This window comes from Pseudomonas sp. Z1-29 (assembly GCF_051131995.1).
Taxonomy (GTDB): Bacteria; Pseudomonadota; Gammaproteobacteria; order Pseudomonadales; family Pseudomonadaceae; genus Aquipseudomonas.
Genome location: NZ_CP071645.1, coordinates 2,906,193 through 2,928,935, shown reverse-complemented (window position 1 = coordinate 2,928,935; position 22,743 = coordinate 2,906,193). Strand labels below are relative to the sequence as shown.

The window sequence follows — 22,743 nt, the reverse complement described above, 5'->3', positions numbered from 1 at the left end:
AGGGTTTAATGAAACCATCACCAACCGCGCCGGTTTGCCCTTCCACGCTGGAGTTCCCCATGCAAAGCCCACCCCATGACCCTGGCAGCGCCTTGGCGATCCGCACCCAGTACCGCCAGTCGCAAAGCCGGGCGGCGCGCCTGGGCCTGTTGTTGGGCACCGGGCACGAACTGACCCGCCTGCCGTTGGCGCAGATGCGCCAACGCGCGGTGGAACGTGCGTGCGCGTTCGTCGCCATGGATCACGGTCTGTTGCTGGAATGGACCGCTGACAGCCAGTTGCAGACCGTCGCCAGCCACGGCAGCGGCGAGCGCCTCGAGCTGCTCGCCGAGCTGGCCCAACCGCCCTCGCCCGCTTCGCAGTGGATGGATCGCCCCGGCACGCCGTTGCCGCAGATCCTGCGGATCCCTCTGCGCGGGTCCGACGGCGTTGCGTTCGGCGCGCTGCTATTAGGCAACAGCGTGCCCTTGGGCGCCCCTGACAATGAAGACATCGAATCGCTGCAGCTGCTGGCCACGCTGTTGGCGGCGCACCTGGAGAACAGCCGCCTGCTGCAAACGCTCCAGGCCCGCGAGCGGACCATGTCCGAGCTGGTCCATCGGTTGTTCAGCGCCCAGGAGGACGAGCGCAAGCGTGTCGCCTATGACCTGCACGATGGCCTCGCGCAGAACCTCGCTGGATTGCATCAACGCCTCCAGGGCTTCGCCGGTCGCTGCCCGCCTTTGCCGGCGGCGCTGGCCGATGAACTGCGGGGCATTCTCGAACTGGCCCAGGGCTGCGTCGGCGAAGGTCGGCAACTGATCGGCGGCCTGCGTCCGCATGTGCTCGATGATTTCGGCTTGTACAAAGCCGTCGACAAGGAGGCGGATCGTCTGCGTGACGCCGGGCTCCGGGTCGATTGGGTCGAGCACAGCATTGCGCGCCTGCCGGGCAATACCGAGATTGCGTTGTTTCGCATCGCCCAGGAAGGCATCAACAACATTCTCAAGCACGCCCAGGCCAATCAGGTTTCCCTCGGGCTGGCGGTGCGAGACGGCCAGGCTTGGCTGCGGGTCCAGGACGATGGCTGCGGCTTCGCCCTGGAACAACCCATCGAGACCAATGGCACCCGCCACCTCGGCCTGGCCGCCATGCAGGAGCGCGCGAGCCTGCTGGGTGGCCAGTTGAACTGTCGTAGTGCACCCGACCGCGGCACTCGACTGCTGGCCAGCGTGCCGTTGCCAGCCCACGGAGCACAGCCATGAGTCGTCCCTTGCGCCTGCTGTTGGCCGATGATCACGAAGTGACCCGCACCGGGTTCATTTCCATGCTCGCCGGTACCGAAGGGTTCGAAGTCGTCGGCCAGGCCTGCGACGGCCAGGAAGCGCTCGACCTGTGCGAGCGGCTACAGCCGGACATCGCCATCCTCGATATCCGCATGCCCGTGCTCAACGGCCTCGGCGCGGCGCGCATCCTGCAACAACGCCAGCCGCAGATCAAAGTGATGATCTTCACCATGGACGACAGCCCCGACCACCTCGAAGCGGCCATCGGTGCGGGCGCCGTCGGCTATCTGCTCAAGGATGCCAGCCGCGAGGAAATGCTCCAGGCCCTTAGGCGAGTCGCCCAGGGTGAAGAGGCACTGAACAGTTCGGTCAGCGCCCGCCTGTTGCGCCGCATGGCCGAACGCAGCGCCAACGGTGCAACGCCCGTCCAGGCCCTGACCGCGCGCGAACGCCAGGTACTCGGGCTGGTGGCCGGTGGGTTCAGTAATCGCGAGATCGGCGAAAAGCTCGGCATCGCCCCCGGCACGGCCAAAGCGCATGTGGAGCGGGTCATCGGCAAGCTCGGCGCCGCCGACCGGACCCAGGCGGCGGTGCGCGGCGTTGCCCTGGGCCTGGTGGCGCAACCCAGCGGACAATGGCCATGAGGTTTCTGGCCGCCCGGAGATGGGCCGACTTGCCGTTGCGGGGCAAGGCGCTGGTGGTGATCTCGCTGCCGTTGGTGGTCCTGCTGCTGTCGCTGGTGCTGATCTACATCACCGAACGCCAGACGGCCCGTGCCGAAGAGGATGTGCGCCGGGTGCTGCTGGTCCAGGGCGACATCCAGGCCGTGCACACCTTGCTGGCCGAGGCCGCGGCCAGCGTGCGCGGTTACCTGCTGACCCGGCGTGAAGATTTCCTGCCCGGCTACGAACAGGCCACCCCGAGGATCCAGGCTGCATTGCAACGCCTGGATCACAATATCCGTGACGCGAGGATGCGCGAGCACCTCAAGACCATTACCCCGCTGATTACCGAAAAGCTTGCCGGGTTGCAGGCGTTGCGCACCGGCAAGGCCGACGACACCGCGGCCATCACCGCGATCCTGATCGAAAACAAACAGGTGCTCGACGTACTGCGCGAGCAGATCAGCGCCATGCGCATCCGCGAGGATGCCCTGCTCGCCGACCGCAGCGCCGCCGCGTCGGCCACGCGCATGCGGCTGCTGTTCGCGACCCTGCTCGCGGCGGTCTGCGGGTTGTTCGGGGCCATTGTCGCGGTGCTGTTCCTGTCCAAGGGCATTGTCGCCCGGGTCCAGCAGGTGCAAGGCAACGCCCAGCGCCTGGCGCTGGGCCAGCCATTGTTGCCGCAACCGCCGGAGAAGGACGAAATCGGCCAGTTGGGCACCCGTCTGGTGGAGGCCGGGCAGTTGCTCGCCGAACGCGAGCGCGCCCTGCGCGATAACGAGGAACGCCTGCGGCTGATCATCGATGGCGTCAAGGACTACGGCATTTTTGCCCTCGACGCCAAGGGCCATGTGATCACCTGGAATGCCGGGGCCGAGCGGATCAAGGGCTATACCGAACAGGAGGTACTCGGTCGGCATTTCTCGCTGTTCTACCTGGCCGAAGAGTGCCCGGCCCACCCCGAAATGGCCCTGCGCGAGGCCACCCGCGACGGCCATTACATGGAAGAAGGCTGGCGTTGCCGCAAGGACGGCAGTCGCTTCTGGGCCAGCGTGGTCATCACCACTCAATACGACAGCACCGGCGCGCTGCGTGGTTTCTCCAAGATCACCCGCGACATCACCGACCGGCGCACCGCTGAAATCGCCCTGCGTACCGCCCGTGAGGAAGCGGAAAGCGCGAGCCGGGCCAAGAGCGAATTTCTTTCGCGCATGAGTCATGAGTTGCGCACGCCGCTGAACGCCATCCTCGGCTTCGCGCAATTGCTGGACATGGACTCGGTCGCCGGCCAGCGCCCGCAGGTCAGCCACATCCTGCGCGCCGGCCAGCATTTGCTCGCGTTGATCAACGAAGTGCTCGACATCGCCCGGATCGAAGCCGGCCGGCTGCCCCTGAACATCGAGCCAATTGCCCTGCCGACCGTGCTGCACGAAGCCTTGACGCTGGTGTCGCCGATGGCCGCGGATTCAGGAATTCATCTGGCCGCCCTGCCCGCGCTGCCCGAAGGCAGTGGCGTGCTTGCCGATCGCCAGCGCCTGGTCCAGGTGCTGCTCAACCTGCTCTCCAACGCCATCAAGTACAACCGGCCCGGCGGTGAGGTGCGCATCGAAGTGAACGTCGAGGGCCATCAGGTGGGCATTGCCGTCAGCGACACCGGGCACGGCATCGCCCCCGAACAGTTGGACCAGTTGTTCAAGCCGTTCGAACGCCTGGGCGCCGACCCGCAGGTCGAAGGCACAGGCCTGGGACTCTCCCTGAGCAAAAGCCTGCTGGAGATGATGCAGGGTAGCCTTCAGGTACTTAGCGAACCGGGACAAGGCTGCTGCTTCACCTTGCGCTTGCCCGCCACCCAGGTGTCCGGCGCCCAGCTGCCGCCATTGGCGGCGTTGGAAATCACCCGCCCGCGCACCGATTTCGACGGCAAGGTCCTGTGCATCGAAGACAACCTGTCGAGCCTCGCCTTGATCGAAACCCTGATGCAGCGTCGCCCGGGCATCCAGCTGCTATCGAGCATGCAAGGCCAGTTGGGCCTGGACCTGGCGCGCCAGCACGCGCCGCAGCTGATCCTGCTCGACGTGACATTGCCGGACCTGGAGGGGCTGGAAGTCCTGCGTCGGTTGCGCCAGTCTGCGGCGACCGCGTCCACGCCCGTGCTGATGATCACCGCGGATGCCAGCGACCTCACTCACCGCGCCCTGCGCGAGGCCGGCGCCACGGCGATCCTGACCAAGCCCATTCATATCCAGGCCTTCCTCGGCCACCTTGAACGTTATTTACCGGAGTCCGCATGAATCGCGATCTGCGCATCCTGATTATCGACGATCAGCGCCCCAACCTTGAGTTGATGGAACAACTGCTGGCCCGTGAAGGGCTGCACAACGTGCTGAGCAGCACCGAGCCGTTGCGCACACTCGACCTGTTCAACAGTTTTGAGCCGGACCTGGTCATCCTCGACCTGCACATGCCGGCCTTCGACGGGTTTGCCGTCCTGGAGCAGCTCAACCGGCGCATCCCGGCCAATGACTACCTGCCGATCCTGGTGCTGACCGCCGACGCCACGCGCGACACCCGCCTGCGGGCCCTGGCATTAGGCGCCCGGGACTTCATCAGCAAGCCCCTCGACGCCCTGGAAACCATGCTGCGGGTCTGGAATCTGCTGGAAACCCGAGCCCTGTACAAATCGCTGCGTACATTGATTCCCGCCGAGCAGATCGAATTGTTGCGCCAGCATCGAGGGACGGCTGACCAGCGCATCGAGCCGTCAGCGTAGTGTGGCGTGGCGTGGCGAGGGAGCTTGCTCCCGCTGGGCTGCGTAGCGGCCCCAAAAATCTTACGGTCGCTGCGCACTGGAGCGCCAGCCCGGCCGAGCGGGAGCAAGCTCCCTCGCCACAGGGGCCTTACCTCCCAGCAGTGAGCGGGTTCAGTGGCCGCGGATGTAATGCTCCAGCTGGCGGATCAGGTCCGCCTGCTCGACCAGCGCTTCCTTCACCAGGTCGCCGATGGACAGCAGGCCAATCAACTGGCCGTCGTCCAGCACCGGCAGATGGCGCAGGTGGCTCTCGGTCATGACTTCCATGCAGCGTTCGATGCTCTGCTGGCTGTCGGCGGTGATGACCGGCGCGCTCATGATGGTGCGTACCGTGGTGCCCACTGAAGAACGCCCCTTGAGCACCATCTTGCGGGCATAGTCCCGTTCGCTGAACACCCCCACCACCTCGCCGGCCTCGATCACCGGCAGCGCGCCGACGTTTTTCTCGGCCATGATCTGCAGCGCTTCAAGCACGGTCTGGTCCGGCGCGATGCTGTGGACCTGCCGGTTCTGCACACTCTTGAGCTTCACCAGTTGAGCGGCGGTTTTCATTGTTAATCCTCAATCTCGAACCAAAGTGATCGCTGTCGTGGCGAGGGAGCTTGCTCCCGCTCGGCCGGGCTGGCGCTCCAGTGCGCAGCGACCGCAAGATTTTAGGACCGCTGCGCGGTCCAGCGGGAGCAAGCTCCCTCGCCACAAAAGCACCACTAAGGCGGCCTTAGCACGGATCAGTCCGCGCCAATCTCCACCACATCCCCGTTCAACCGCACCGGCCAGACCCGCAGGCGCTGTTCGGGATATTCCAGGCAATGGCCGTCTTCCAAGCGAAAATGCTGCTTGTACATCGGCGAGGCGATCACCAGTTCGCCCTTGATGCTGCCCAGCAGACCACGACCGATGACGTTCGCGCCGGACTTGGGGTCGCGGTTGTCGACGGCGTACAGCGGCTTGTCCGTATGCTCCGGCAGGTAGAGCAGCGCCACTTGGCGGCCGTCATGCCAGGCAACCACGCCGGAATTGGGCACCAGGTCCTCGCGGCTGCACAGGGTGCGCCATTGGACGGGTTCTTGAGCGATACGAACGACGTTTGACTGGCTCATCAGAGCACCTCCTCGGTGACGGGAATCAGGTGAAGTTCGCCGGCATGCACCGGCCGGCGCTGGCCGCGTTCGCGGACAAAATGGACGTCCGGATCGTCGCGCTTGTCGTTGACGAAGGTGCGGAAGCGCTTGAGTTTTTCCGGATCCTTCAAGGCGTTGGCCCATTCGCACTCGTAGCGGTCGACCACCAGTTGCATCTGCGCTTCGAGCTCGGCGCCCAGGCCCAGGCTGTCGTGGATGATCACGTCCTTGAGGTAGGCCAGACCGCCTTCCAGGCTCTCGCGCCAGACCGAGGTGCGCTGCAACTTGTCCGCGGTGCGGATGTAGAACATCAGGAACCGGTCGATGTAGCGGATCAGCGTGGCGTCATCCAGGTCGGTGGCGAACAGCTCGGCGTGGCGTGGACGCATGCCGCCGTTGCCGGCCACGTAGAGGTTCCAGCCCTTCTCCGTGGCGATCACACCCACGTCCTTGCTCTGCGCCTCGGCGCATTCACGGGTGCAACCGGACACCGCGAACTTGAGCTTGTGCGGCGAGCGCAGGCCCTTGTAGCGGTCCTCGATGGTCAGGGCCATCTGCACGCTGTCCTGCACGCCGTAGCGGCACCAGGTGCTGCCGACGCAGGACTTCACCGTACGCGTCGATTTGCCGTAGGCGTGGCCGGTCTCGAAACCGGCTTCGATCAGCTCGGCCCAGATGTCCGGCAACTGGTGCAACTGCGCGCCGAACAGGTCGATGCGCTGGCCGCCGGTGATCTTGGTGTAGAGGTCGTATTTCTTCGCGACCACGCCAATGGCGATCAGTTTGTCCGCAGTGATCTCACCGCCGGCGATGCGCGGCACCACCGAGTAGGTGCCGTTTTTCTGCATGTTCGCCATGAACGTATCGTTGGTGTCCTGCAGCGGCACCAGGTGCGCGTCCATGATCGGCTGGTTCCAGCACGACGCCAGGATCGAACCCACCGCCGGCTTGCACAGGTCGCAACCGGTATGGCCGCGACCGTGTTTGGCCAGCAGCTCTTCGAAACTGATAATCCCTTCCACCCGCACCAGTGCGTAGAGCTCCTGGCGGGTATAGGCGAAGTGTTCGCACAGGCTCTTGTCGACGCTGACGCCACGGGCGATCAGCTCGTGCTCGAATACCTGCTTGACCAGGGCCGCGCAGCCGCCGCAACCGGTACCGGCCTTGGTGTCGCACTTGAGCTGGCCGAGATCGCTGCAGCCGCCATCGATGGCCGCGCAGATCGAGCCCTTGGTGACGTTGTGGCACGAGCAGATGGTCGCCGCTTCGGGCAGCGCCGCCGGGCCCAGTGTCGGAGCGCCCTCGGACGATGGCAGGATCAGGCTGGCGGCGTCCTTGGGCAAGGCGATGCCGTTCTGCATGTATTGCAGCAGGGTGTCGTAATAGCTGTTGTCGCCCACCAGCACCGCGCCGATCACGCGCTTGCCGTCGGCGTCCACTACCAGGCGCCGATAGCTGGCGCTGGTTTCGTCGATGAATTGGAAGCTGCGCGCACCCGGCGTGTTGCCATGGGCGTCGCCGATGGAACCGACGTCCACGCCCAACAGCTTGAGCTTGGTGGACATGTCCGCGCCGGTGAACGCCTCGCCAGCCTCGCCGCACAGGCGCGCCGCGACATTGCGGGCCATCTGGTAGCCCGGCGCGACCAGGCCGAAGATGCTGCCATTCCAGGCGGCGCATTCGCCGATGGCATAGATGTCCGGGTCGCTGCTCTGGCAATGGTCGTCAATCACCACGCCACCGCGCGGGCCGATCTGCAGGTCGCACTGGCGAGCCAGGGCATCCTGGGCGCGGATACCGGCGGAAAACACGATCAGGTCGGTTTCCAGGAAGTCGTCGGTGGCGAAGTTCATCCGGTAACGGTATTGCTCACCGGCGCTGATGGATTGGGTGCCCTTGGACAGGTGCACGCCGACACCGAGTTTTTCGATGCGCGCCTTGAGGGCCAGGCCGCCCTGCTCGTCCAGTTGTACCGGCATCAGCCGTGGGGCGAATTCCACCACGTGAGCTTCCAGGCCAAGGGTCTTGAGGGCATTGGCCGCTTCCAGGCCCAGCAGGCCACCACCGACGACCACGCCACGCCGGGCATTGTTCGCGGCGGCGCGGATGGCGTCGAGGTCTTCAAGGGTGCGGTAGACCAGGCACGAATCACCTTCGGCGCCCTGGATCGGCGGCACGAACGGGTACGAACCGGTGGCGAGCACCAGCTTGTCGTAGCTGAGGCGCTCGGCGGCGGTGACAACCTGGCGCGCCTGGCGATCGATTTCCAGCACCGGCACGCCCAAGTGCAGCGTGACGCCGGGCGTCTGGTACAACGAGGCTTCGCCCAGGGCCAGCGACTCGGCATCGCGGCCCGAGAAATACTCGGACAAATGCACACGGTCATAGGCACGCATCGGCTCTTCGCTGAACACATGCACGCGGTAATGATTGAGGGCACCGCGCTCGATCAGTTGCTCGACGCAGTGATGGCCGACCATGCCATTGCCGATCACGATCAGCGTTTGCAGCTTGTTCAGGGAAGCAACGTTGGAATTCATAAAAAGCACCCGACAAAAGCCCATCACGGTTTTTTGAAAGCAAAAAAAGACGCCTGAAACCTTGCGGTTCCAGGCGTCTTTGCCTGTTCTGTGCGGTATCGATCCGGCGACTGCGCCCTGACCTACCGTAATATCCCCGGCCTGCTGGCGCTCGATCTTCGTTGACCGACGGGGCTGCCCACTCGATTGTGTTCGCGGTGGGCCTGCCAAGCCTCTTGCAGCGAGCGTGCCAGACTTCATTTTTGCCCGCCTCCACCCCCTCGCATGCACCCACAATCCCCTGTGGGAGCGGGCCTGCCCGCGAAGAGGCCGGTCCGGTCACCGGAAGCCGACCTGCATCAGCCCCGTCCACAGCGGCACCACTCATTGCCTTGCGATGGTGCGATCCCCCGCCACGGGCTTCATAAAAGTGCAGGTCTTGATGCCCGCCGGCAAAAATCCTGAACCATCGCCGACGCGGATTTTCACAATTAATGGAAACCGGGCCAGGCGCCAGACCCTGCCCCTGGCCAACCCAGCGAAACCATAAGCGCCCCAGGCGCAGCAATTGATCGGATGAACGCAATGGATGAGCGAAACCCACCTGTCGTTGTGATCTGCGGCGCCACTGCCGGCGTCGGCCGCGCGACCGCCCAGCGGTTTGCCGCGTCCGGCTACCGCGTCGGGCTGTTGGCCCGGGGCGAACAAGCGTTGGCGGCGACGCAAGAAGAACTCAAGCAGCTGGGCGCGACGAGCCTGGCGATCAGCGTCGATGTTGCGGACGCCGATGCGGTATTCGAGGCGGCGCAACGGATGGAGCGCGAGCTGGGGCCCGTCGGCGTCTGGATCAATTGCGCGATGGTCACGGTGTTGTCGCCAATCCGCCAGTTGACCGCCGAAGAAATCCACCGGGTCACCAAGGTCACGTACCTGGGCACGGTGCACGGCACGCTCGCGGCGCTGGACCTGATGGGGCGGCGCAATCGCGGGGTGATCATCCAGGTCGGCTCGGCGCTGGCCTACCGGGCCATTCCGCTGCAGGCGGCCTATTGCGCGGCCAAGTTCGCGGTGCGTGGTTTCACCGATTCCTTGCGCTGCGAACTGCTCCACGAACACAGCGACATCAAGGTCTGCATGGTGCAATTGCCGGCGATCAACACGCCACAGTTCGATTGGGCCCGCAACAAGCTCGCCAAGCGCCCGCAACCGGTGCCGCCGATCCACGACCCGGACGTTGCCGCCCGGGCGATTTTCAGCGTGGTGAAGCGTACTCCCCGGGAGTTGTGGTTGGGCGTGGCCTCGCTCAAGGCGATCGTCGGCACTTGCCTGATGCCGGGCCTGCTCGATCGTCTGTTGGCCCGCAGCGCTTACGCCGGGCAAATGACCGACGAAGACGACGACAGCCAGCGCCCGGACAATCTGTTCGAACCGCAGGAGCCCTTGCATCGTACCCGCGGGCGGTTCAATGGCCGCTCGAAGGATTCAGCGCTGGCTTTCAGCTCGACCCAGGTGTCCGCGTTGCTGCTGGCCACCGGTGGGTTGCTGGCTGTGGTGCTGCTACTGTTTTGAGCCGGTGCGCCGGAACCAGCGGTAACCGTATCCATGCAATGTCAGGCTGGCTGCGGTCGAGGCCGGATACGCGCGGTCCGAGAGGACTTCCTCGAACCCCTGCAAATCCACTTCCCGCAACTGCACAGTGACTGTCTCGGGGCTGAGGTTCGCCAGCATCACCGAGGTCGCTTCGCACTCATGGGCGATGGCGAAGACTGCACGATGGTCGACCGTCAGCAGTTGCGCCTTGCCGTCGCCAACCTCGCGCAAGCGCCTGCGCGCCAGCAGCAGCCGGCGAGTCCGAGCCAGCAGCGAATCGGGATCGTCCTGTTGGCCCTCGACGTTCAACTGCGTGTAGGCAAACGGTCCTTCATCGATCACCGGCGCGGCGAGGCGCTGGGCGGTTGAAAAGCCGGCGTTGGCTTCATCGCTCCATTGCATGGGCGTGCGCACCGACAGGCGTTCGGGACGGGACAGGTCATCGCCCATGCCGATTTCTTCGCCGTAGCGCACGATGGGTGTTCCGGGCAGTGACAGCAGCAGCGCCTGGGCCAGCGCCTGGCGATGCACATCACCGTCGAGCATCGGCGCCAGGCGCCGGCGGATGCCGCGGCCATACAGGCGCATGTTCTGGTCCGGGGCGAAGGCCTGCATCACCTCCTCACGCTCCTGCTCGGTCAAGCGTTCGAGGTCGAGCTCGTCATGGTTGCGCAGCCACACCGCATAATTGGCGCCGTCAGGCGGTGCCGGGCGGCGGGCAATGGCCCGTTGCAGAGGCTCGGCTTCGCCTCGGGCCAAGGCCAGGAACAGATGATTATTGACCCAGAAATCCAGCACCAGGCCCAGGCGTTCGCCGGTGCCGAAGTAATGGCTGTAGCGCTCGGGCTCGACATCCACTTCGCCCATCAGCACGCCTTCCGGGTTGATGCGGGTCATGTGCTTGAACAGCCGTTCCAATAACCACACGCCCTGCTCTTCATCGCCGCCACCGGCCTGCTCAACCAGGTGCGAAGCGGCATCGAGACGAAAACCGGCGATCCCCAGTTCAAGCCAGTGATCCATGATCCGCTCGATCTCTTCGACCACCCGCGGGTTCGCCAGATTGAGATCCGGCTCATGGCGATAGAACAGATGCCGAAAGTACTGCCCGGCCTGTTCGTCCCACTGCCAGATGCTGTCTTCCACCGACGGGAAGATCGGTTGGTTGCCGTCGTCCACCGGCGTGTCGGACCACAGGTAATAATTCCGATAGACGCTGTCCTTGTCGCGCCGCGCCCGCAGGAACCAGGGATGCCGGTCGCTGGTGTGCTGCACCACCAGTTCGAGGATGACCCGGATGCCACGCTCCCCGGCCTGGACGATCAACTGGCGCAAGTCCTCTTCGCTGCCAAAGCGCGGGTCCAGCGCCATGAAATCGCTGACGTCGTAACCGGCGTCCTTGAACGGAGACCGGTACAAAGGCATCAGCCAGAGTGCGCCGACGCCCAGCGCTTGCAGATAATCGAGCTGACGAATGATGCCCTTCAGGTCGCCACGGCCATCGCCGTTGCTGTCGTAGAACAGCGAGGGGTCGATCTGGTAGATCAAGGTATTTCGGTGCCAGTTGGCTTTCATCGGTGACTCCTTATCGACAAAGGTTATCGACACAGGATCAGGGCCTGTTCGGCAGCCAGACGCCCGCTGAACGGCCGGCCTTCATCCGCGCCATCGCTGGCGATTTCAACTCGCCAGGGGTCGGCCAGCGGAAAGGTGTGCTCGCTGTCGGCAAAATTGATGCAGACCAGGCGTTCGTCGCCCTCGCAAGAACGACGATAAGCCAGCACCTGCGGGTGCGAGGGCAGTTCCTCCCAGCCGCCCAGGCGCAGCGCCAGGCTATTGCGCCGACACGCCAGCAGCCGTCGGTAAAGCGCCAGCACGGAATCGGCGTCGCGCTCTTGGGTCTCCACCGACAACCGGCCGGGATCCGCAGCGAAAGGCAGCCATGGCGCCTGACCAGACCAACCGTGAGGCGCCTGTTCCGTCCAGGGGATCGGCGCCCGGCTGCCGTCCCGTCCGCCGGGGTCGACGCGGGTCTGGGCGGTCACTTGCGTATCCTCCAGGCCCAGCTCCTCGCCCTGATAGATGAAAGGCGTGCCGCGCAGCGTCAGCAGCATCACCGCCGCGGCCCGTGTCCGCCGCAATGAGCCACCGTAGCGAGTGCGGTGGCGGCTGTTGTCATGATTGGACAGCACCCAGGTCGGCCAGGCCTGCAACGGGCCGAGGTCGTTTTCCACCTCGCGTACGCACATACGGAACACCACCGGGTCCCACGGTGCATCCAGCGGCGGGAAGTTGAACGACATGTGCAGTTCGTCACTGGCGCCGTAATAGGCCGCCACCTGGGCCGTGGAACGGATGTTGACCTCGCCGATCAGCACCCGCTCGCCGGGGTAGCTGTCGACCAGGCGCCGCAGCCCGCGCAGCACTTCATGGCTGTAGGGCTGATCGTTGATCTTGACCATGGTTTCACCGGCCATGCAGCGCGGGTCATCGGCAAAGCTCTGGTCCTTGCCGACGCAATGCACCACGTCGACGCGGAACCCGTCCACGCCACGCTCCAGCCAGAAGTGCAGCACTTGATGCATGGCCGCGACGACTTGCGGGTTGCGCCAGTTCAGATCCGGTTGCTCGGGCAGGAAGAAGTGCAGGTAGTACTGCTGGCTGGTTTCGTCCCAGGTCCAGGCGCTGCCGCCGTCAATCGAGGCTCGCCAATTGTTCGGCTGGTCACGCCAGATGTACCAGTCGCGCTTGGGGTTGTCGCGGCTGGAGCGCGACTCGATGAACCAGGGATGCTGGTCGGAAGTGTGATTCGGGACAAAGTCGAGCAAGACCTTCAAGCCCCGTTCGTGGGCCTTGGCGATCAACGCATCGAGGTCGGCCAGGTTGCCGAACAGCGGATCGACATCGGTGTAGTCGCAGATGTCGTAGCCTGCGTCGCACATGGGCGAGCGGAACACTGGCGAGAGCCACAACGCATCGATGCCAAGGCGTTGCAGATGGTCCAGGCGTGCTGTCAAACCGGGAAGATCGCCGACGCCATCGCCGTTGGCATCGGCAAAGGAGCGAGGGTAAACCTGGTAGATCACGGCGTTCTTCCACCAGGGCGAAGGGAAGGAGTTGGGCATGTCGCCTCCTCTGATCGCAGTGTGTGGTGGGCAAGACCGCAGCCCCGCCTGCTGTCCTTTCATCAAGGCACATCAGTTAAGAACCGGAAAAGGGGCTCGGGGTTCGTTTTTTCTTGATGGGGAGTGAATCAGCGGAAGAGATGTTGGATGTGCCGCCGTCATCGTCGGATCGCCGCCCGGAGCAAGCTCGCTCCCACAGGGGACAGGGTTCACAAAGGTCCACTGTGGGAGCGAGCCTGCTCGCGAAAGCGTCAGCCTGACCAACTCAGAACCCGTGGCGAGGGAGCTTGCTCCCGCTCGGCTGCGCAGCAGTCGCAAACCGGCGGATACAGTCTGCCTGAGAGGTTGCTGGGGCCCGCTTCGCAGGCCAGCGGGAGCAAGCTCCCTCGCCACGCTAACCTGCTCCGGCGCGACAAATATCAAGTCAGACCGATGTCCCTGCCTCAGGATCGGGCCGCCCCATGTGGGAGCGAGCCTGCTCGCGAATCGCCCGATCAGTTGGAGGCGATGCCAGCGGCCCGATTGACCATCGCCACGATGCTGACGAACAGCTCCTGCTTGGCCTCGTCCGCGCTGATTTCCCCGTTGGCCGCCGCATCGGACAACGCTTCCGCCGCCCCGAGCATCGCGCGCAGGCTCGCTTGGGACAGGCCCCGGCTATCGGCGAACGGCTCTAGCACCGCCCGGCATTTATCCAGGAACAGCCTTTCGTACTCCCTTTTGATGCTCTCCAGTTCAGGTGAACTGGAGAGCGCCGCACTGACGCCCGGAATCTCCCGGCCCTGAAGCAGGACGCATTCGACGAACGCTTCGGCAATCACCCGCGAACGGCTCTGCAACGTGGGTTCGCTGGCGTCGAGTGCAGCGTCCATGAGCGCCGTCTGGCGCGCATCGAAATCCTGGTAGAGCGCCGCCAGCAGCCCCGATCGGGTAATGAAATGGTCGTAGACGATGGGTTTGGTGACGCCTGCCTGGTCGGCCAGCCGGGCCAGGGTCAACGCTTCGCTGCCCTCCTCCCGAACCAGGCGCCAGGCGACATCCAGCAATTGCCGTTGCCGATCGGCGCGGGAAAGTCGGCGACGAGGCGCGGCAATGGGCGGTGCATTTTCATCTGTGCTTGACATGCTAACTTTACCAACCGTAACTTACTAACCGTAACTTAACCCAGCATACTCGCTTGACCTCGGGTAATGCCAGAAGGAGATTCGCCATGCACGCCCTTATCGTGGTTGCTCATCATGACCCCCGCTCTCTGACGCATGCGCTTGCCCAGGCCATTGGCAATGGGATTCTCCAGGCCAATCCCAGCGATACCTTCGAAATCGCCGACCTGGCCGCTGAAGGCTTCGATCCACGCTTCGGCTTCGCCGACCATGCCGTCCACCACCGTGAGGCCTTGCCGCCTGCCGACGTGCTGGCCGAGCAGGCCAGGATCGAACGGGCCGACGCCCTGGTGCTGGTCTACCCGATCTATTGGTGGTCGATGCCGGCGTTGCTCAAGGGCTGGATTGATCGGGTGTTCTCCAATGGCTGGGCATTCGACTTCAAGCTCGACGAGTTCTTTATGCAGAAACTGCAGCATTTGCGGGTCCATCTGGTCGCCCTCGGTGGAGCCGACGCCGACAGTTTTCAACGCCACGGCTACGACCAGGCGATGGTCACGCAGATCGACCACGGGATCTTCGGCTACTGCGGTGCCCGCGTGGTGAGCTCCGAGCGCTTGCTGGACTCGGAGACCCTTGATCCGGACGTACATCTGCAAACGGCCCGAGCCCTCGGCCAGCGGGTGTTCTCGGCCATCGAGCAGACCACGCCCGTAGAAGCCAACGCCGCGTGTGCATGATCAGAGTGCTCGACGGTCGGCGGCAGACAGGGGCACATCGCGCTGGTAGATATCCGGGATATACACCGCCCGCCCCTGGCTGTCCGCTTGCACTGTCCAGTATCCAAGCAGGATCGGCATCGGCTTGGCCAGCCTGAATTCATGGGTCAACTCGCTTGCCAGCAAGGTGTCGGTGCGCGTGCGTTCGGCCGGGGTCACCAGCAGATCGCGCAGGTGCATGACTTGCTCGATGCGTACGCAGCCTGAGCTGAACGCCCGCGGGCCTTTGCTGAAAAGTGCCTGGCTGGGCGTGTCGTGCAGGTATACCGAAAACGGGTTGGGGAAGCGCACGACCAGTTTACCCAAGGGGTTTTTCGAGCCGGCGTCCTGGCGCAGCATCAGATTGCCAGGGTGATCCCAGTCGATATTTTCCACCGCCAGGGGCAATCCATCGCGATCGATCACCTTGAGGTTGTGCCGGGTGAGAAACTCCGGGTCGCGGCGGATCTCGGGCAGTTTGTCCTCGCGCATGATCGTCGGCGGAATGGTCCACGTCGGGTTCAGCGTCAGTCGGGTGATACGCGACTTGATCAGCGGTGTCTGGCGTTCGGCGCGGCCAACCTGGGTCCGGGTCTGCCATACCGGGGCGCCAGCCTGGTAGACCGTCAGCTGCGCCGCCGCCACGTTGACCAGCACGCTGTCGGGCTCCAGATCCTGAGCCAGCCAGCGCATGCGCTCCAGGTTGATCCGCAATTGCTCGCGGCGCATGGCCGGGCTGACGTTCAGCTCGGTAACCGTCCACGGCCCCACTACCCCATCGGCTTGCAGTGAATGGTGGAGCTGGAAGCTTTTCATCGCCTCCACGAGGCTCGGGCTGTAGTGCTCATCGGCTTCCAGCGGCGGCACGCTCAGGTAGCCTTCGTTGAACAGGCGCCGGGCCAGTGCGGGCACGCGGGCGTCACGTTTGTCGGGTTGCAGCAATGGGCCGGCCGGCACTGACTGCCAGTCAGCCAGCGGTTGTTGCCGTTGCCGGGCGTAGAGTTCGCGCAGGTTGCGATACAGGTCCAAGGGCGGCCGCGCCTGTGCAAACGCCTCGGCGGGGTCGCGCAAGCCGGCGACGGCGAAGTGCAGCACCATGGCCTGACGGTCCGGCAACTGCGGATTGGCCTTCCAAATCGGCTCCAGGCGGTTCTGCGGCAGGTAGCCGAAACGCAGCTCATGCAGCGCTTGCAGGTAGCGTTGGCTGATGGCGATGTCGGTACAGGCCACGTTGACGTAACGGCCATCGCCCGGCAGGTCGTAGCGGGCCGGATCGAGTCCGTCATCGGCCAGTTGCTGTAGCTGGGCTTGCAACGCCTGTAACCGCCCGTCGTCCGCCCAGATCGCCTGGCCTGCGTTTTGCTGGTACAAGGCCTGCAGGCTCATGACCGTCGGAAAGTCGACGCCACCGGCCAATTCGGGGCAATTGACCGACAGTTGCGCCAGTGTGGTTTGCGCCTGAGCCGGATCGCCGTCCTCGGCCGTGGCGACCAATGGCGCAACGAGCAATAAAAGGCTCAGGTAACATGCGGACTTTTTGAACAACTGCTTTACTCCAATCCATGGCCGTCTCGTTGACGGTGAATTTTGCGACAGGTACGACCCGCCATCATGCAGACAAACGAAACCGGACGGGATGCCGCAAACGAACGCCACCGCAAGCTGCCTTCACCTGTATCGGCATTCTTGCGCCGATTCTGCCTGGTCGTGACTGGCCTTGGCATCCTGTGCAGCCCGGCGCTGGCCGAAAAACTCAACACCCAGCCTCTTTACAACAGCCTCGCCCACGCCGCGCCGGAACTCAATCCCCAAGCGCTGAAAAGTGCCCTGAGTGCGATGCAGTGCGCAGTTGCCAACGGTGCTCGACAGGCTCGCCACCTGGCGGTGATCGATTATTCGCAACCTTCGACGGCCCGGCGCTTGTGGATCTTCGACCTGCGCCAGAAAAAGCTGGTCCTGCGTGATCTCGTGGCCCACGGGCAGAAATCCGGGGAAAACTTCGCCACCCAGTTTTCCAACCGACTGGGCAGCTATCAATCCAGCCTGGGACTGTTCCGCACCCAGGAAAGTTATCAGGGCGCCCATGGTTATTCGCTGCGCATGGACGGCCTGGAGCCCGGATTCAATGACCAGGCGCGCGACCGCGCGATCGTCATCCACGCCGCCGACTATGTGAACCCGCTCTGGAGCGTGCGCCAGGGCCGCATCGGCCGCAGCCAGGGCTGCCCGGCCGTGCGCCCGCAAGTAGCGCGCCAGGTGATCGACAAGCTCAAGGGCGGGCAGTTCATGTTTTCCTGGTACCCGGATCCGGCGTGGCTCAAGCGTTCGGCCTATCTCAATTGCCAGGCGCAGCAGGTGGCGAGCATCCTCGCGACCAGCGGGGGCTGATAAAGCGGATTGCAGTGCATGGGTTCGTGGTTAAAATGCCGGCCTTTCGAGCTGCTGGCGTTTTTTATCTGATGAACCCTCAAGCCCTTCAAACATTGCAGAGCCTTTTGCTGACGGCGCTGGAATCGGCGCCCGACGAAACCCGTCGCCTGTTCCATGGCCGCGGGCGCTGCTGGCCGGGGCTGGAACAGATCACCGTCGACTGGCTGCAAGGCGTGGTGTTGGTCTCGCTGTTCAAGGAACCCGATCCTACGCAACTCGATGACCTGTTCGCCATGCTGCGCACCCTCGCCTCCTTGCCCGCCTGGCAACACAGCGGCGCCCACACCCTCGCGGTGCAACATCGGTACCTGCCCGACAGCCTGACCCAATGGTTGGTGGGCGAACCGATCGATGAATGGACCCTGACCGAAGGCGGCCTGCGTTATCGGATCGACCTGGGCAAAAAGCAGAACAACGGCCTCTTTCTCGATATGCGCTATGGCCGCGACTGGGTGCGCGCTCACGCCCAAGGCAAGCGCGTGCTCAACCTGTTCGCCTATACCTGCGGTTTCTCGGTGGCGGCCATCGCCGGCGGTGCCCGCCACGTGGTCAACCTGGACATGTCCCGCGCAGCCCTGAGCCGTGGTCGTGACAATCATCGCCTGAACGGCCATGACCTGGGCCAAGTGAGCTTTCTGGGGCACGACCTGTTCAAATCCTGGGGCAAGGTGATCAACAGCGGACCCTATGACCTGGTCATCATCGACCCGCCCACGTTCCAGAAAGGCAGCTTCCTGCTGACCAAGGATTATCAGCGAGTGCTGCGCCGCCTGCCGGAGCTGCTGACCGCCGCTGGTACGGTCCTGGCGTGTAGCAACGACCCGGCGACCGGCCCCGGCTTCCTCATCGAAGGCGTCATGCGCGAGGCGCCTGGCCTGACGTTCGAAGAGCGGTTGGCAAACCCTCCGGAGTTTCCAGATGCGGACCCCGCCTGTGGCTTGAAGGCCTTGGTGTTCAGGCGTGACGACTCGGCCATCGGCTGAGAACTTCGTGCCGGGATTACACATTTCCACTATTTGATGGATCTTGCTCGCAGCTAGACTGCTTCACGTTGCCTGCAGTGAACCGGTCCGGTTGCACTGCGGCAACCTCGAACCCGGACTGTTCAAGGATTGAAGAACCATGTCGCAATCACATCCCTCTCACCCGCGCCAGCGCTGGCGCGCATTGATCGTCTTGTGCCTGGGCGTGCTGATGATCGTGCTCGACGGTACGGTGGTGAACGTCGCCCTGCCCTCGATCAAGGACAACCTGCAGTTCAACGACACGGCACTGGCCTGGGTCGTCAATGCCTACTTACTGACCTTCGGCGGTTTCCTGCTGCTCGGCGGTCGCCTGGGCGACCTCTATGGCCATCGCCGCCTGTTCACCTTGGGATTGGCGGCGTTCACCCTCGCGTCGCTGGCCTGTGGACTGGCGTCATCGCAGTCATGGTTGATCATTGCCCGGGCTGTTCAAGGCCTTGGCGGCGCGGTGGTCACGGCGGTGGCCTTGTCGTTGATCATGGACCTGTTCACGGAACCCGGCGAGCGTGCCCGGGCGATGGGCGTGTACAGTTTCGTCTGCGCTGCAGGCGGCAGTATCGGTGTGCTGTTGGGTGGTTTGCTGACCGATCTGCTGAGTTGGCACTGGATCTTCCTGGTCAACCTGCCTGTCGGCCTGATCGTCCTCGGCCTGTCCCTTAAATTGCTGCCCGCCATGCGCGCGCAAAGCAGTGGGCAACTGGACGTCACCGGCGCAGTAACCGCCACCCTGTCGTTGATGATCGCCGTATACGCCGTGGTCAACGGCAATGAGCAGGGCTGGACTTCCCTCCACACGCTGGGCCTGCTGGCAGCCTCGGCCTTGTTGATGCTGGGCTTCATCATGCTCGAACGGCGGATTGCCCATCCGTTGATCCCGATGGGCCTGTTTCGCCTGCATAACCTGCGCATCGCCAATCTGCTCGCCGTGCTCTGGGCCGCGTCGATGTTCGCCTGGTTTTTCCTGTCGGCGCTCTACATGCAATTGGTGCTGGGCTATACGCCGATGCAAGTGGGATTGGCCTTCCTGCCAGCCAACGTGATCATGGCGATTTTTTCCCTGGGTCTGTCCGCGCGGCTGGTGATGCGCTACGGCACACGAACGCCGTTGGCGGCAGGCCTGCTGCTCGCCGCCATCGGCCTGGCACTGTTTGCACGGGCTCCGCTGGACGGCCAGTTCGTCGGCGACGTTCTGCCGGGCATGTTGCTGCTGGGGTTGGGCGCGGGGATGGCGTTCAATCCGATGTTGCTCGCGGCGATGAGCGACGTGGAACCCAAGGATTCCGGCCTGGCGTCAGGCGTCGTCAATACGTCGTTCATGATGGGCGGCTCGGTGGGCCTGGCGGTGCTGGCGAGTATTGCCGCGTACCGGACCAAGACGGCTGCGTCCGATCTCGCGCCGCTGGTTGCGCTCAATAACGGGTATCAGCTGGCGTTTCTGATCGGCGCAGCGTTCGCGCTGACCGCGGCCGTACTGGCGGGACTGCTGCTGCGAAGCACCGCGACGGGACAGCAGGCGAAGGTCGACTCCGCAGCCCACCCTGCCTCTTGATCGCACTGGGCGGCAACGGCAGTCATCGAGTGATGCCTGACGTTGCTGCCGGTCCGATCGAGTCTCAGGCGGCCATCCGCTCACAGGCCTCGGCGCAAGACTGGCAGGCCTTGGCGCAATCCTGACAATGACCCGCTTCGTGCTTCGCGCATTCTTCGCCACACGCACGGCAGATGCTCGCGCAGACGATACAAAGATCCGTCGCCACCCGGCTGTCGCGCTGCATTAGCGTTGCCGCGAGACGGCACAAGTCGGCGCAGTCGCGGTCCAGCTCGATGCAACGCGCCATCATCTGGACGTTTTGCTCTTGCAGGCACGCACTGGCGCAGGCCTCGCAGGCCATGGCGCAGGCCAGGCACTCGTCGATGCAGGTTTGATAACGGCTGTTCATGGCACTCTCCTTTTTTGAAGGTCGATCAAAAAATGCATACCGCCTGTTCTAGGCAGGTATAAGCGTGCGACTTGACGCATGAACCGCGGGTTTCAAAAGAAAAATTACATTTTCGTCAGCTGGACCGGCCCTGCCGTCTTCCTGCATCGTGGATCAGACCACCAGCGTCAGCCACGCCGACACCAGTAGCAACACGGCCATGACGCGATTGAAGCGCCCCATCGCCACGGCGGAACGGCAGAACTTCGCCGCGCCACGCCCCAGGTAGGCCCAGGCGGTCATGCAGGGAATGGAGATGGCAAAGAACGCGAAGGACAGCCAGAGCACCCGCACCGTACGGTCTGCCTCGGCGCCGGCGAATACGCTGACCACCGCCAGGGCCATCATCCAGGTCTTCGGGTTCACCAATTGCAACCCGGCGGCGCCCGCCAGGCCGAGCCGTGGGCCTTCGACCGGGCGGTCTGGATCGATGGCCTCGGCCGGCGCGCTGAAAATCTGCCAGGCCATCCAGCTCAGCCAGGCGATGCCGGCCCAGGACAGCGCCGTTTGGATCGCCGCATGTCGCGCCAGCAGGTCGCCCAGCCCGGTGCCCACCAACAACACCAGCAACGCGGCAGCCGCGCAGGCGCCGAGGATGAGTGGCCAGGTGGTCGCCAGGCCGAAGCGCGAGCTATGGCTCAGCACCAGGATATTGGTCGGACCCGGGGTGATGGAGGCGACAAACGCAAACAAGGCAAACGGCAGCAACTGATCCATGGCGCAACTTCTCGATGAATGATCGTGAACCTGATCATCCCGTTGCAGCCTGGCTCAGTCTGGAACAATTGAGCAGCGCTTGCGGTAGTCCGCCGGGCTCATGCGATAGGCGCGCTGGAACCAGCGGCCCAAGTGACTCTGGTCGGCGAAGCCAAGCATGGCGGCCACCACCACGGCGCTTTCGCCACCGGCCAGCAGACGCCGCGCCCGGGCCAGGCGCAGCTGGATCAGATACGCGTGGGGCGCCAGGCCGAAGGCCGCCTTGAACGCACGACTCAGGCGAAAACGATCCACGCCGGTGACGCGCACCAAATCGTCCAGACTGATGTCCTCGCTCAGGTGGCCGTGCAAATAATCCCGGGCCTGCTGGGCGACCAGTGGCAGACGCGGGTCGGGATTGATCCGTGTTCGCCAATGCAGGTGTTGAGTGAGGTTCGACAGCAGCGTGTCGAGGGCGGTCTGGCGGACGATCAGGATGTCCTGTTCGTGCAGGCTCTGGAAAGCCGCGGCGGTAGCCCTTGCCAGCCGCGCGTCATCGTTCAGCGTGACGGCAAAGCCCAGTTGCGCGTTGTCTGGCGCATCCTCGAACAACGAGCGCAGTTCGCGCTCCAGCCATTGCGGCTCCAGGTACAAGGTGCGATAGGTAAACCCGTTTTCGTGCGGCGCGTTACCGTCATGCAACTCCCCCGGTTCAAGCAGGAACACTTTGCCCGGCGTGCTGTTGTGTTGCTGCTGACGGCAATGGAACTGCTGCACGCCCTGCTCCGTCACGCCCACCAGATAGGCATCGTGCCAGTGCGGATCGTAGGCGTGCCCCTCGAAATGCGCGCGCACGGTCTCGATGCCGGACGTGGCGTCCTGCTTGAGATCGATCCAGTTGCGCGCTGTCATGGGCTGCCTCGTTTATGTATCGGCTGGCTGAGATTAAACGACTTGGATGGGGTGGTCTGGAAGATTTGTGCAGTTTCACTCCGGCATTGTGTTCCTCCTGTGGGAGCGAGCCTGCTCGCGAAGGCGGTGTATCAGTCGATGAAGATGCCGGATGTACTGGCCTCTTCGCGAGCAGGCTCGCTCCCACAATAGCTAGCGGGCTGACGGAGATCCAATGTGTGCGAGCTTGCTCGCGATGCGGTGGATCAGCTTGCATTGATGTCGAGAGTGCCGACGCCATCGCGAGCAAGCTCGCTCCCACAGGGTTCGCGCCAGCCCTCAGGCATCCGGCGTGATCACCGGCAACACCGTCTCCACCGCCAATCGCGCCAGCTCCGCATCTTCCTCGGCCTTGACCCCGGACACGCCGATGGCACCGATGCACTGACCGTCGTGACGGATCGCCACGCCACCCTCGAGCATGCCTTGCAAGTGCGGCGCACTGAGGAAGGCGATGCGGCCACCATTGATCATGTCTTCAAAAACCTTGCTGTCCCGCCGGCCCATGGCGGCGGTGCGGGCTTTTTCGGTGGCGATGTAGGCTGACAAGGGCGAGGCGCCGTCCAGGCGCAACAGCCCCAAGGGATGCCCGCCATCGTCGACCACACAGACCGATACGGCCCATTGACGCTGGTGGGCCAGCTCTTTGGCTGCTACCAGCAACTGGGCAACGTCCTGTTCGGTGAGTACCGCTTTGGTTTTCATGAATC

At 64.1% G+C, this 22,743-nt stretch carries 20 protein-coding genes; 9 read left to right on the top strand and 11 right to left on the bottom strand.

Annotation, left to right across the window (positions count from 1 at the left end; translation table 11 throughout):
• Positions 1 to 59 precede the first annotated feature (59 nt).
• The 4 genes from J3P84_RS13380 to J3P84_RS13365 are packed head-to-tail and all read left to right on the top strand — an operon-like array spanning position 60 to position 4,697.
• A complete protein-coding gene (locus J3P84_RS13380) occupies positions 60 to 1,244 on the top strand; it encodes a sensor histidine kinase (protein WP_434630950.1) in 1,185 nt (394 codons plus the stop codon).
• Positions 1,241 to 1,909, top strand: a complete 669-nt coding sequence (locus J3P84_RS13375) for a response regulator (RefSeq protein WP_434630947.1) — start codon at positions 1,241 to 1,243, stop codon at positions 1,907 to 1,909. Before J3P84_RS13380 ends, J3P84_RS13375 begins: the two co-directional genes overlap by 4 nt.
• Positions 1,906 to 4,218, top strand: coding sequence for an ATP-binding protein (locus tag J3P84_RS13370; protein WP_434630944.1), 2,313 nt, complete (start codon positions 1,906 to 1,908; stop codon positions 4,216 to 4,218). The genes J3P84_RS13375 and J3P84_RS13370 overlap by 4 nt, the downstream gene beginning before the upstream one ends.
• Positions 4,215 to 4,697 carry a response regulator gene (locus J3P84_RS13365; protein WP_305500942.1) on the top strand — a complete coding sequence of 161 codons (483 nt, stop codon included), beginning with the start codon at positions 4,215 to 4,217 and terminating at the stop codon, positions 4,695 to 4,697. Before J3P84_RS13370 ends, J3P84_RS13365 begins: the two co-directional genes overlap by 4 nt.
• 150 nt (positions 4,698 to 4,847) lie before the next feature.
• Here J3P84_RS13365 and J3P84_RS13360 read toward each other — a convergent pair whose 3' ends face one another.
• The 3 genes from J3P84_RS13360 to nirB form a co-directional block, all read right to left on the bottom strand.
• Positions 4,848 to 5,288, bottom strand: a complete 441-nt coding sequence (locus J3P84_RS13360) for a CBS domain-containing protein (RefSeq protein WP_434630940.1) — start codon at positions 5,286 to 5,288, stop codon at positions 4,848 to 4,850.
• 176 nt (positions 5,289 to 5,464) lie between these two features.
• Positions 5,465 to 5,836: a nitrite reductase small subunit NirD gene (gene nirD, locus J3P84_RS13355; protein WP_434600836.1), complete on the bottom strand. Its 372-nt coding sequence runs from the start codon at positions 5,834 to 5,836 to the stop codon at positions 5,465 to 5,467.
• The gene (nirB, locus tag J3P84_RS13350; protein ID WP_434630937.1) at positions 5,836 to 8,397 is read right to left on the bottom strand and encodes a nitrite reductase large subunit NirB; all 2,562 of its coding nucleotides are present in this window, start codon (positions 8,395 to 8,397) and stop codon (positions 5,836 to 5,838) included. Before nirB ends, nirD begins: the two co-directional genes overlap by 1 nt.
• A gap of 564 nt (positions 8,398 to 8,961) precedes the next feature.
• On the opposite strand from nirB, the gene J3P84_RS13345 reads away from it, so the two are divergent.
• Entirely contained in the window at positions 8,962 to 9,945 is a 984-nt protein-coding gene (locus tag J3P84_RS13345) for an SDR family oxidoreductase (protein WP_434630934.1), read from the top strand.
• Here the strand turns inward: J3P84_RS13345 and J3P84_RS13340 are convergent.
• From J3P84_RS13340 to J3P84_RS13330, 3 genes are all read right to left on the bottom strand, one after another.
• On the bottom strand, positions 9,934 to 11,541 hold the full coding sequence (locus J3P84_RS13340) for an alpha-amylase family protein (RefSeq protein WP_434630932.1): 1,608 nt from the start codon (positions 11,539 to 11,541) through the stop codon (positions 9,934 to 9,936). The genes J3P84_RS13345 and J3P84_RS13340 overlap by 12 nt on opposite strands.
• A 23-nt stretch (positions 11,542 to 11,564) precedes the next feature.
• Entirely contained in the window at positions 11,565 to 13,091 is a 1,527-nt protein-coding gene (locus tag J3P84_RS13335; RefSeq protein WP_434630930.1) for an alpha-amylase family glycosyl hydrolase, read from the bottom strand.
• A 494-nt stretch (positions 13,092 to 13,585) separates the two neighbouring features.
• A complete protein-coding gene (locus J3P84_RS13330; RefSeq protein ID WP_434630927.1) occupies positions 13,586 to 14,215 on the bottom strand; it encodes a TetR/AcrR family transcriptional regulator in 630 nt (209 codons plus the stop codon).
• A gap of 86 nt (positions 14,216 to 14,301) precedes the next feature.
• Between J3P84_RS13330 and J3P84_RS13325 the strand changes: the two genes are divergently transcribed.
• Positions 14,302 to 14,934, top strand: coding sequence for an NAD(P)H-dependent oxidoreductase (locus J3P84_RS13325; RefSeq protein WP_434630924.1), 633 nt, complete (start codon positions 14,302 to 14,304; stop codon positions 14,932 to 14,934).
• Here the strand turns inward: J3P84_RS13325 and J3P84_RS13320 are convergent, their stop codons facing one another.
• The gene (locus J3P84_RS13320; RefSeq protein ID WP_434630921.1) at positions 14,935 to 16,497 is read right to left on the bottom strand and encodes a L,D-transpeptidase family protein; all 1,563 of its coding nucleotides are present in this window, start codon (positions 16,495 to 16,497) and stop codon (positions 14,935 to 14,937) included. It lies immediately after the preceding gene.
• 162 nt (positions 16,498 to 16,659) lie between these two features.
• Here J3P84_RS13320 and J3P84_RS13315 point away from each other — a divergent pair, with 162 nt between their 5' ends.
• The 3 genes from J3P84_RS13315 to J3P84_RS13305 all read left to right on the top strand — a co-directional run bounded on the left by J3P84_RS13315 (position 16,660) and on the right by J3P84_RS13305 (position 19,956).
• Positions 16,660 to 17,340: a murein L,D-transpeptidase catalytic domain family protein gene (locus J3P84_RS13315; RefSeq protein ID WP_434631303.1), complete on the top strand. Its 681-nt coding sequence runs from the start codon at positions 16,660 to 16,662 to the stop codon at positions 17,338 to 17,340.
• 71 nt (positions 17,341 to 17,411) lie between these two features.
• Entirely contained in the window at positions 17,412 to 18,365 is a 954-nt protein-coding gene (locus J3P84_RS13310) for a class I SAM-dependent methyltransferase (RefSeq protein WP_434568337.1), read from the top strand.
• 139 nt (positions 18,366 to 18,504) lie between these two features.
• Positions 18,505 to 19,956: a DHA2 family efflux MFS transporter permease subunit gene (locus J3P84_RS13305; protein ID WP_434630917.1), complete on the top strand. Its 1,452-nt coding sequence runs from the start codon at positions 18,505 to 18,507 to the stop codon at positions 19,954 to 19,956.
• Positions 19,957 to 20,020: 64 nt separating this feature from the next.
• Here the strand turns inward: J3P84_RS13305 and J3P84_RS13300 are convergent, their stop codons facing one another.
• From J3P84_RS13300 to J3P84_RS13285, 4 genes are all read right to left on the bottom strand, one after another.
• The gene (locus J3P84_RS13300) at positions 20,021 to 20,347 is read right to left on the bottom strand and encodes a four-helix bundle copper-binding protein (protein ID WP_181288801.1); all 327 of its coding nucleotides are present in this window, start codon (positions 20,345 to 20,347) and stop codon (positions 20,021 to 20,023) included.
• A gap of 153 nt (positions 20,348 to 20,500) precedes the next feature.
• On the bottom strand, positions 20,501 to 21,103 hold the full coding sequence (locus J3P84_RS13295) for a LysE family translocator (RefSeq protein ID WP_434630912.1): 603 nt from the start codon (positions 21,101 to 21,103) through the stop codon (positions 20,501 to 20,503).
• Between the two features lie 54 nt (positions 21,104 to 21,157).
• Positions 21,158 to 21,994 (bottom strand): AraC family transcriptional regulator, encoded by an 837-nt coding sequence (locus J3P84_RS13290; protein ID WP_434630910.1) that lies wholly within the window; start codon positions 21,992 to 21,994, stop codon positions 21,158 to 21,160.
• Between the two features lie 318 nt (positions 21,995 to 22,312).
• Entirely contained in the window at positions 22,313 to 22,738 is a 426-nt protein-coding gene (locus tag J3P84_RS13285; protein ID WP_434600846.1) for a GlcG/HbpS family heme-binding protein, read from the bottom strand.
• Positions 22,739 to 22,743: the final 5 nt, after the last annotated feature.